General features: G+C 62.1%; 8 protein-coding genes. 5 read left to right on the top strand and 3 right to left on the bottom strand.

The genetic code is table 11. The features are described from left to right. Positions 1-30 precede the first annotated feature (30 nt). Positions 31-465, bottom strand: a complete 435-nt coding sequence (locus ACF8C6_RS18850; protein WP_277689179.1) for a YhcB family protein — start codon at positions 463-465, stop codon at positions 31-33. A gap of 132 nt (positions 466-597) precedes the next feature. Here ACF8C6_RS18850 and ACF8C6_RS18845 point away from each other — a divergent pair, with 132 nt between their 5' ends. The 3 genes from ACF8C6_RS18845 (at position 598) to zapE (ending at position 3,766) form a co-directional block, all read left to right on the top strand. Then, positions 598-1,230, top strand: a complete 633-nt coding sequence (locus ACF8C6_RS18845) for an alpha/beta hydrolase (RefSeq protein ID WP_392500752.1) — start codon at positions 598-600, stop codon at positions 1,228-1,230. Between the two features lie 11 nt (positions 1,231-1,241). Beyond that, positions 1,242-2,588 carry a tryptophan--tRNA ligase gene (locus tag ACF8C6_RS18840; protein WP_392500741.1) on the top strand — a complete coding sequence of 449 codons (1,347 nt, stop codon included), beginning with the start codon at positions 1,242-1,244 and terminating at the stop codon, positions 2,586-2,588. An 83-nt stretch (positions 2,589-2,671) separates the two neighbouring features. After that, positions 2,672-3,766 carry a cell division protein ZapE gene (gene zapE, locus ACF8C6_RS18835; RefSeq protein ID WP_277689181.1) on the top strand — a complete coding sequence of 365 codons (1,095 nt, stop codon included), beginning with the start codon at positions 2,672-2,674 and terminating at the stop codon, positions 3,764-3,766. Positions 3,767-3,832: 66 nt separating this feature from the next. Here zapE and ACF8C6_RS18830 read toward each other — a convergent pair whose 3' ends face one another. After that, a complete protein-coding gene (locus ACF8C6_RS18830) occupies positions 3,833-4,735 on the bottom strand; it encodes a GlxA family transcriptional regulator (RefSeq protein WP_392500750.1) in 903 nt (300 codons plus the stop codon). A gap of 220 nt (positions 4,736-4,955) precedes the next feature. Between ACF8C6_RS18830 and ACF8C6_RS18825 the strand changes: the two genes are divergently transcribed. After that, positions 4,956-6,092 carry an acyl-CoA dehydrogenase family protein gene (locus ACF8C6_RS18825; protein WP_392500739.1) on the top strand — a complete coding sequence of 379 codons (1,137 nt, stop codon included), beginning with the start codon at positions 4,956-4,958 and terminating at the stop codon, positions 6,090-6,092. Positions 6,093-6,140: 48 nt separating this feature from the next. Here the strand turns inward: ACF8C6_RS18825 and ACF8C6_RS18820 are convergent, their stop codons facing one another. Continuing rightward, positions 6,141-7,178, bottom strand: coding sequence for an NADP(H)-dependent aldo-keto reductase (locus tag ACF8C6_RS18820; protein WP_392500737.1), 1,038 nt, complete (start codon positions 7,176-7,178; stop codon positions 6,141-6,143). A gap of 274 nt (positions 7,179-7,452) precedes the next feature. Between ACF8C6_RS18820 and rplM the strand changes: the two genes are divergently transcribed. Continuing rightward, complete coding sequence (rplM, locus tag ACF8C6_RS18815) at positions 7,453-7,881, top strand: 50S ribosomal protein L13 (RefSeq protein ID WP_068829562.1); 429 nt, start codon at positions 7,453-7,455, stop codon at positions 7,879-7,881. Positions 7,882-7,889 lie beyond the last annotated feature (8 nt).

Raw genomic sequence — 7,889 nt, 5'->3', positions numbered from 1 at the left:
GCGATGGCGGGGCTTTTTGTTGTCAGCGAATCAGCGTTTGAGGCCGAAGGTCTCGTCCAACGTACCGGGCTGATCCGGTGACTTGGGCGCGTAGTCCTTGGGGGCTTCGTTGCTCTTCGGTGGCGTCAGTCGCTCGCGCGGCGCCTTGCTGTCCTCGGCGTGCAGAGCCGCCAGCATGCGTTGGCGGGTCAGTTCGTCGGCGGCCAGGCGGCTGGCGCCCTGGGACAGGTGCTCCTGCACGTCCTGGTAGCTTTGAGTCAGCTTGCGCACCAGGCTGGCGGTGGTGTTGAAGTGAGTGACCACCTCGTTCTGGTAGCTGTCGAAGCGCTGCTGCATCTCGTCCAGTTGGCGCTGGGTGCGGCTGGGCGCAGCGTTGGGCAGCAGGCGGGCGACCAGGAAACCGATCGCGACGCCGGCCAGTAGGGCGATAGCAGGGAGCAGCCAGGGGGTGAGCGATTGTTCCACGAGTCCTTCCTCTGAAAGCGGCTTTGTTTTACGGTAGCGGCTCTCGCCGGCGCTGTATACCGCGGCAAAGCCCTGTTGTGCGAAGTGCCTAACCAAGACGTGTCGACCCTGCCTGGGGTCACGGAGTTCCTGCTGTTGATCCGCGAAGCCCCTCTTTCCCTCGACGGACCTTGCGGCCCGCTCGAAGCCCTGTTGTGTGAAGTGCCCGATGCCCGTGGCGTGGCGCTGATCTGTCATCCCAACCCGGTGCAGGGTGGCACCATGCTCAACAAGGTGGTGTCCACCCTGCAGCGCAGCGTGCGCGACATGGGCTACCACACCCTGCGCTTCAACTACCGTGGCGTGGGCGCCAGTGCCGGCAGCCATGATATGGGCAGCGGCGAGGTGGATGATGCCGAGGCGGTGGCCCACTGGCTTGGCGACCGCTACCCCGATCTGCCGTTGATCCTCTGCGGCTTCTCTTTCGGCGGCTTTGTCGCTGGCGCACTGGCCGGGCGTCTTGAGGATCAGGGCGTCAGTATTCCCAGGCTGTTCATGGTGGCGCCTGCCGTGCATCGCCTGCAGGCGCCCGAGCATCTGCCGCAGGGCGGTGATCTGGTCGTGGTGCAACCGGAGCAGGACGAAGTGGTGGAACCCGCCGCCGTCTACGCCTGGTCGGCCGCGCTGTCGCGCCCCCATGAGCTGCTGAAAGTGGCAGAATGCGGCCACTTTTTTCACGGCAAGCTGCCCGAGCTGAAAGAGCTGGTCCAGCCCCGACTCCAATAAGTGAAGCGATCATGACCACCCGTATCCTCACCGGTATCACCACCACCGGCACCCCGCACCTAGGCAATTACGCCGGCGCCATTCGTCCGGCCATCGTCGCCAGCCGCTCGCCCGAGGCGGACTCCTTCTATTTCCTCGCCGACTATCACGCGCTGATCAAGTGCGACGACCCGGCGCGAATCCAGCGCTCGCGCCTGGAAATCGCCGCGACCTGGCTGGCGCTGGGGCTGGATGTGAACAAGGCGACCTTTTACCGTCAGTCCGACATCCCCGAGATCCCCGAGTTGTGCTGGCTGCTCACCTGCGTCGCCGGCAAGGGCCTGCTCAACCGCGCTCACGCCTACAAGGCGTCGGTGGACAAGAACGTCGAGCAGGGCGAAGACCCGGATGCCGGCGTGACCATGGGCCTGTTCAGCTACCCCGTGCTGATGGCCGCGGACATCCTGATGTTCAACGCGCACAAGGTGCCGGTCGGTCGTGACCAGATCCAGCACGTGGAAATGGCCCGCGACATCGGCCAGCGCTTCAACCACCTGTTCGGCAAGGGCAAGGATCTGTTCACCCTGCCCGAGGCGGTGATCGAGGAAGAAGTGGCGACCCTGCCCGGCCTCGACGGCCGCAAGATGAGCAAGAGCTACGACAACACCATTCCGTTGTTTGGCACGGCCAAGCAGCTGAAGGACGCCATTGCCCGCATCGTCACCGACTCCAGACTGCCGGGTGAGCCCAAGGATGCTGACGGCTCGCACCTGTTCACTCTGTACCAGGCCTTTGCCAGCCAGGCTCAGCAGGCCGAGTTCCGCGCCGAGCTGGAAGGTGGCTTGGCCTGGGGTGAGGCGAAGAATCGCCTGTACCAGTTGCTGGAAGGTGAGCTGGGCGAGGCCCGCGAGCGTTACAACGCGCTGATCGCCAAGCCTGCGGACCTGGAGGACATTCTCCTGGCGGGTGCGGCCAAGGCGCGCAAGATCGCGACCCCTTTCCTCGGCGAGCTGCGCGAAGCGGTGGGTCTGCGCTCGTTCCGCGAGCAGGTGCAGGTGGCCGGCAGCGAGAAGAAGAAGGCCGCCAAGAGCGCGCGTATCGTCAGCTTCCGCGACGAGGACGGTAGTTTCCGCTTCCGTCTGCTGGATGCGGCCGGCGAGCAGCTACTGTTGTCCAAGTCCTTCTCCGACGGCAAGGGCGCTGGTCAGGCTAGCAAGGCCCTGCAGTCTGGCGCCGAGCTGGATGTGCGCGTCGAGGGGCTGGCCTTCAGTGTCTGGTTGGCGGATGAGGCGATCGGTGAAAGTCCGGCCTTTGCTGACGCCGCCGCCCTGGACGCCGCCATCGTCCGCCTACACGAGGCGCTTGCTCCACAGGAATAAAAGCCGCTGGCTAATGGCCGATTGCCAAGCACGGGGTGCGTCGCTAAAGTGACCGCCCCGTTTTTGTTACCGAATTTCCCAACATGACTCCTCTTGAGCGTTATCAGGCCGATCTGAAACGGCCGGACTTTTTCCACGATGCCGCACAGGAAAACGCCGTGCGCCATCTGCAGCGCCTGTATGACGACCTGATCGCCGCTGACGCGGGCAAATCGGGCCTGCTCGGCAAACTGTTCGGTAAGAAGCCGCAGGGGCCGGTCAAGGGCATCTACTTTTGGGGCGGTGTCGGGCGCGGCAAGACCTACCTGGTCGATACCTTCTTCGATGCGCTGCCCTTCGAGCAGAAGATGCGCACGCACTTCCACCGTTTCATGAAGCGCGTGCATGAGGAAATGAAGACCCTCAAGGGCGAGAAGAACCCGTTGACCATCATCGGCAAGCGTTTCGCCGCCGAGGCGCGGGTGATCTGCTTCGACGAATTCTTCGTCAGCGATATCACCGACGCCATGATCCTCGCCACCCTGCTCGACGAGCTGTTCAAGAACGGCGTGAGCCTGGTGGCCACCTCCAACATCGTGCCGGACGGCCTCTACAAGGACGGCTTGCAGCGCGCGCGTTTCCTGCCGGCCATTGCGCTGGTCAAGGAACACACCGAAGTGGTCAACGTCGACAGTGGCGTCGACTACCGTCTGCGTGCGCTGGAGCAGGCCGAACTGTTCCACTGGCCGCTGGATGCCGAGGCCGAGGTCAGCCTGGAAAAGAGCTTCCGCAGCCTGCTGCCTGAGCACTGCCAGGTAGAAGAGAACAAGGCGCTGATGGTCGAGAACCGGGCCATTGTGGCGCGCAAGGAAGGCGACGATGTGGCCTGGTTCGAGTTTCGCGAGCTGTGTGATGGCCCGCGTAGTCAGAACGACTACATCGAGTTGGGCAAGATCTATCACGCGGTGATTCTGGCCAATGTCGAACAGATGGGCGTGGCCAAGGACGATATGGCGCGGCGCTTCATCAATCTGGTGGACGAGTTCTATGACCGTAACGTCAAGCTGATCATCTCCGCCGAAGTGGAGCTCAAGGACCTGTACACCGGTGGCCGACTGAGCTTCGAGTTCCAGCGTACCCTGAGCCGCTTGCTGGAAATGCAGTCGCACGAGTTCCTCTCGCGTCCGCACAAGCCCTGATTGGCTCGTGCTTAAACCAGAAGGGCTGCCCATGGGCAGCCCTTTTGCGTTTCAGACTGCCTGCGCTCAGGCGCTTTCCTTGTGCTGGAACTGGCGGCGGTACTGGTTGGGCGATAGTCCGGCGTGCTGGCGGAACAGGCGGGCGAAGAAGCTGGCGTCGTCGTAGCCCACTTCGTAGCTGATGGTCTTGATGCTCTTGCGCGTCGAGCTGAGCAGGCTCTTGGCGGTTTCGATGCGCAGGCGCTGCAAGTAATGCAGGGGCTTGTCGCCGGTGGCGGCCTGGAAGCGGCGCATGAAGTTACGGATGCTCATGCCGTGCTGGCGGGCGACGTCTTCGATGCGGAATTTTTCGGCGAAATGCTCCTCCAGCCACTGCTGAACCTGCAGGATGGCCACGTCCTGGTGCAGTTTCTGCCCGCCGAAGCCGATACGCCCCGGGCTGTAGCTGCGCTGGGTCTCGTAGAGAATGTCGCGGGATACACCCTGAGCAATGGACGCGCCACAGAAGCGCTCGATCAGGTAGATGTACAGGTCGCAGGCCGAGGTCACGCCGCCGGCGCAGTACAGGTTGTCAGCGTCCGACAGGTGCTTTTCCTGGTTCAGCAGCACCTTGGGGAAGCGCTCGGCGAACTCGCGGAAGAAGCGCCAGTAGGTGGTCGCTTCCTTGCCGTCGAGTAGACCGGCTTCGGCCATCCAAAACACGCCCGTGGCTTCGCCGCAGATCACCGCGCCGGCGGCATGTTGTTCGCGTAGCCAGGTGATGATGTGCGGGTGCTGTGTGCGTAGCTCATCGAAGTCGCCCCAGAACGCCGGCAGGATGATGACGTCGGCCGGGCCCAGTTCCCCATCGACGCTGATCACCGCCTCGCTGAAGCTGGTTACCGCCATGCCGTCGGGGCTGACGATGCGGGTTTGAAACACTGACTTGAGTTCCAGCCCCTGCTGTTTGCTATGGCGGATGCCTGCCATGTGGAAGAAGTCGCGAGCCTGCATCAGGGTGGCAGCGAATACGCCGTCAATGGCCAGTATGGCGATGCGTATGGGGGACATGTGTTGTTCTTTTTAGTGATTAAACGGTCATCGTCTGGCTGGATCGTCTTATTTTTTGGCGCATGTGTCCAGTGCCCAGGCCTGAGGGGCTGGCCTAGAGTGTTGGTCATCCCATGACCACTCAGACACAGGTGTAACAATGATTCCAAGAACCCTGTTCAGCCACGAGCACGAGCAGTTTCGCGAGTCGGTGCGCAAGTTTTTCGAGCAGAAGGCCGTGCCTTTCCATGCCCAGTGGGAGAAGGATGGCCACATTGATCGAGCGCTGTGGAACGCAGCAGGCGAGGCCGGCATGCTCTGCTCACATGTTCCCGAGGAGTACGGCGGGATGGGGGCCGACTTTCTCTACAGCACGGTGGTAATCGAGGAGCAGTCGCGACTGGGGCTTTCCGGTGTGGGATTCTCCCTGCATTCGGACATCGTCGCGCCTTACATCCTTCACTACGGTACGGAAGAGCAGAAGCGCCACTACCTGCCCAAGCTGGTGAGCGGCGAGCTGGTTACTGCCATCGCCATGACCGAGCCCGGTACCGGCTCCGACCTGCAGGGCGTTAAGACCACCGCGGTGCTGGACGGTGACGAGTATGTGATCAACGGCTCCAAGACCTTCATCACCAACGGCTGGCTGGCCGACCTGGTAATCGTGGTCGCCAAGACCGATGCCAAGGCCGGCGCCAAGGGCATTAGTCTGTTCCTGGTCGAGGCCAATACGCCGGGCTTCTCCAAGGGCAAACGCCTGGAGAAGGTTGGCATGAAGGCGCAGGACACCTCCGAGCTGTTCTTCCAGGATGTGCGCATTCCCAAGGCCAACATGCTCGGCAAGGAAGGGATGGGCTTCGTCTACCTCATGCAGGAACTGCCACAGGAGCGCCTGACCGTGGGCGTGGGCGCCATCGCCTCGGCCGAAGCGGCGTTGCAATGGACCAAAGACTATGTGCGTGAGCGCAAGGCCTTCGGCAAGCCGGTGGCGGAGTTCCAGAATACCCGTTTCAAACTGGCCGAGATGGCCACCGAGATTCAGGTTGGCCGCGTGTTCGTCGATCGTTGTCTGGAACTGCACCTGCAGAAGAAGCTGGATGTGCCGACTGCGGCCATGCTCAAGTACTGGGGCACCGACCTGCAGTGCAAGGTGATCGACGAATGCGTGCAGCTGCACGGCGGCTACGGCTACATGTGGGAATACCCGATTGCCCGCGCCTGGGCTGACTCACGGGTGCAGCGCATCTACGCCGGCACCAACGAGATCATGAAGGAGATCATCAGTCGCGCACTGTGACGATCGCGTAGAGACCAAGAGCCCGGCCATTGCCGGGCTCTTCCATTCTCAGGGGGCGGGGTTGGGCTGTTCGCGATGAATGGCTTCGATGGCCTCCAGCAACTCCTGGCTGAGTTTCAGCTCAACACTGCCCAGATTGCTTTCCAACTGCTCCAGGTTGGTAGCGCCGATGATGTTGCTGGTGACGAAGGGTTGGCGCGTGACGAAGGCCAGCGCCATCTGCGCGGGATCCAGATCGTGCTGGCGGGCCAGGGCGACATAGCGGCTGCAGGCGGCTTCGGCCTGCGGGTTGGTGTAGCGGGCGAAGCGGCTGAACAGGGTGATGCGCGCATTGGCCGGGCGGGCGCCATGCTCATACTTGCCGCTCAGCATGCCGAAGGCCAGTGGCGAGTAGGCCAGCAAACCACATTGTTCGCGCATCGCCACCTCGGCCAGGCCCACCTCGAAGCTGCGGTTGAGCAGGTTGTAGGGGTTCTGGATGGAGACCACCCGTGGCAGGCCCAGGCTCTCGGCCAGTTGTAGAAACTTCATGGTGCCCCAGGGCGTTTCGTTGGACAGGCCGATGTGGCGGATCTTGCCGGCTTTGACCTGTTCACCCAGCGCCTCAAGGGTTTCCTGCAGTGCGGTGAACTCCTGCTCCTGGTGGCGGTAACCAAGCTGACCAAAGAAGTTGGTGCTGCGCTCAGGCCAGTGCAGTTGGTAGAGGTCGATCCACTCCGTCTGCAGGCGCTTCAGGCTCTCATCCAGTGCTGCGGCGATGTGCTGGCGGTTGTGCTTGAGGTTGCCGCCACGGATGTAGTTGATGCCGTTGCCCGGGCCGGCAATCTTGCTGGCAAGAATCCAGTCGGCGCGATTGCCTCTGGCCTTGAAGTAGTTGCCGATGATGCGCTCGGTGGCGCCGTAGGTTTCGGCGCGCGGCGGTACCGGGTACATCTCTGCAGTATCGAGAAAGTTGATACCGCAAGCCCTGGCGCGATCAATCTGGGCAAAACCCTCGGTTTCATCGTTCTGCTGGCCCCAGGTCATGCTGCCCAGGCACAGGGCGCTTACACTCAGGTCGCTGCGGCCCAGTTGACGGTATTCCATAGCTGACTCCTCGTTCCCGGCAAAGGGGCGATGATAAAGCAGGTTGCTATTTTTTCAGCAATCGTCATAATTCCGCGGCTTTCCAAGCGGGGATGCCTAGCCTGCGCGGAAAGAAGGTGGGGATGCCTAGCCCGCCGAACCCCTGCCGTAGCGGACGCGCTGACCCGAGCCCCCGATAGCGTCTGTTTCCGGCTGTCTTTGACCTTGTCAAAGCAAGCACTATTCAGTAAGATCCGCCGTCTTATTTTCAGGGCGGCCCCTGAGGCTATAGCGAATGAAGACTTTTACTGCAAAACCGGAAACTGTTAAGCGCGACTGGTACGTCGTCGACGCTGCAGGTCAGACCCTGGGTCGTCTGGCCACCGAAATCGCCAGCCGTCTGCGCGGCAAGCACAAGCCGGAATACACCCCGCACGTTGATACCGGCGACTACATCGTCGTGATCAATGCCGAGCAGGTGCGTGTCACCGGTGCCAAGACCAGCGACAAGATGTACTACTCGCACTCCGGTTTCCCGGGTGGCATCAAGGAAATCAGCTTCGAGAAGCTGATTGCCAAGGCTCCCGAGCGCGTGATCGAGACCGCGGTCAAGGGCATGCTGCCGAAGAATCCGCTGGGTCGCGACATGTATCGCAAGCTGAAGGTGTACAAAGGTGCCAGCCACCCGCACACCGCTCAGCAGCCCCAAGAACTGAAGATTTAACGGAATAG

Origin of the sequence: Pseudomonas sp. zbq_18 (assembly GCF_043102245.1) — a bacterium.
GTDB lineage: Bacteria > Pseudomonadota > Gammaproteobacteria > Pseudomonadales > Pseudomonadaceae > Aquipseudomonas.
The sequence above is the reverse complement of the archived record's forward strand: the minus strand, read 5'-3'. Positions and strand labels throughout refer to the sequence as shown.